Source organism: Streptomyces sp. NPDC002787, from assembly GCF_053592095.1.
Window position 1 is genome coordinate 1 of record NZ_JBSFVC010000088.1, and the last position, 1,951, is coordinate 1,951.

Consider the following 1,951-nt stretch of genomic DNA (forward strand, 5'->3'; position numbering starts at 1 on the left):
GTGCCGACCGGCATCAAGGTCGCCCAGGCCGCCGCCGCCAACGTGGTGCCCTCGGTCACCGAGCTGGGCGGCAAGTCGCCGGTCGTCGTCTTCGCCGACGCCGACTTCGACCTGGCGCTGACCGCCGTCGCGGCCTCGGCCTTCGGCAACGCGGGCCAGACCTGCTCGGCCGGCACCCGGCTGCTGCTCCAGCGCGGCGCCGAGGAGTTCCTCGAGAAGCTGGTCTCGCACGCCGCGTCACTGCGTGTCGGCCCGGGGCTCACCGACCCGGACATCGGTCCGCTGGTCGCCGCACGGCAGCGCGACCGGGTGCTGGGCTACCTGGACGTGGCCCGGCAGGAGGGCGCGACGGTCCGCGTCGGCGGGGCCCCGTCCGACCCGGCCCTGGCCGACGGCTACTACGTCGAGCCGACCGTCCTCACCGGCCTCACCAACGACGCCCGTTGTGCTCGCGAGGAGATCTTCGGCCCCGTCGTCACCGTCATCGAGTTCGGCGACGTCGACGAGGCCCTGGACATCGCCAACGACAGCCCGTACGGCCTGGCCTCCTACGTCTGGACCCGCGACATCGACAAGGCGATGCGCCTGGCCGAGGGCATCCGTGCCGGACAGGTCTACGTCAACGCCACCGGCGTCGGCACAGGCGTCGAGCTCCCCTTCGGCGGCTACAAGCACAGCGGCTGGGGCCGGGAGAAGGGCCTGGCGGGCCTGGACAGCTACCTGCAGACCAAGAACGTCTGCATCGGCTTCGGCAACCGGTCGTGAACGCCATGAGAGGAGGCCGGTCATGAGATACCGCACGCTCGGTGACCGCGGCCCGACCGTCTCCGTGGTGGGCGTCGGCGGCAACAACTTCGGCTCCCGCCTCGACGAGGACGGAACGAAGGCCGTCGTCCACGCGGCTCTCGACGCCGGGATCACCCTCTTCGACACCGCCGACATGTACGGCGGGTTCGGGGAGAGCGGCACCGGGCGCGGTGACGGCGAACGGCTCCTCGGCGCCGCGCTGAAGGGCCGCCGGGACGAGGTGGTGCTGGCCACCAAGTTCGGCATGGAGATGGACGAGGAGGCCGAGCGGCACGGCCCGCGCGGCTCCCGCCGCTACGTCCGGTACGCCGTCGAGGCGTCGCTGCGCCGGCTCGGTACGGACCGGATCGACCTGTACCAGTACCACGAGCCGGACGGCGTCACCCCCCTGGAGGAGACCGTCGCCGCGCTGCGAGAACTGGTGGACGAGGGCAAGATCCGGTACATCGGCTGCTCCAACCTCCCGGCCGAGGACCTCACCGACGCCTTCGTCTCCACCCAGGCCCGCTACCACCTGCTCGACCGGACCGTGGAGCGGGACCTGATCCCGGCCTGTCTGCACCACGGCGTCGGCCTGCTGCCGTACTATCCGCTGGCCAACGGCCTGCTCAGCGGCAAGTACCGGCGCGGCGAGCAGCCCCCGGCCGGCAGCCGCCTGTCCTGGCGGGAGGGCTGGCTCACCGACGAGGCCCTCGACAAGGCCGAGGCGCTCACCGTCTACGGCGCCGAACGCGGACTCACCCTCCTCCAGGTCGCCGTCGGCGCACTGGCCGCGCTCCCCGCTGTCGGCTCCGTCATCTGCGGCGCCATGACCCCCGAACAGGTCACCGCCAACGCGGCGGCGGCCGGCTGGATCCCCGACCCGGCTGACCTGGCCGCACTCGACGCGATCGTCACCCCCGGCGAACGCGTCGTCTGAAGCCCCCACCCCACCCCCTGGAAATCCGGAAACCCGCGAGACCGAGGCAGACACCATGCGAGAGATCGTCACCTTCGACGCCTACGCCACCCTGATCAACTTCGAGCTCGGCCCCACGACCCTGAAGGTCCTCGAGGACCGGCTGGATCTGGACAACCTGGATGTCGACGAGTTCCTCGACGACTTCCGCGTCATGCGCTTCCAGGCCGTCCTGGAGGCCTACCG

The 1,951-nt window shown here is 71.5% G+C and carries 2 protein-coding genes; both read left to right on the forward strand.

Going from position 1 to position 1,951, the window contains the following annotated elements:
• Positions 1-765: aldehyde dehydrogenase family protein (locus tag ACWD26_RS44045; protein WP_451279396.1), on the forward strand; the 765-nt coding region annotated here is incomplete at its 5' end.
• Positions 766-787: 22 nt separating this feature from the next.
• Positions 788-1,726 carry an aldo/keto reductase gene (locus tag ACWD26_RS44050; protein ID WP_451279398.1) on the forward strand — a complete coding sequence of 313 codons (939 nt, stop codon included), beginning with the start codon at positions 788-790 and terminating at the stop codon, positions 1,724-1,726.
• Positions 1,727-1,951: the final 225 nt, after the last annotated feature.

Coding starts and splice junctions, on each gene's coding strand:
- ACWD26_RS44050 (WP_451279398.1), top strand. CDS start 788: ATGAGATACCGCACGCTCGGTGACCGCGGCCCGACCGTCTCCGTGGTG.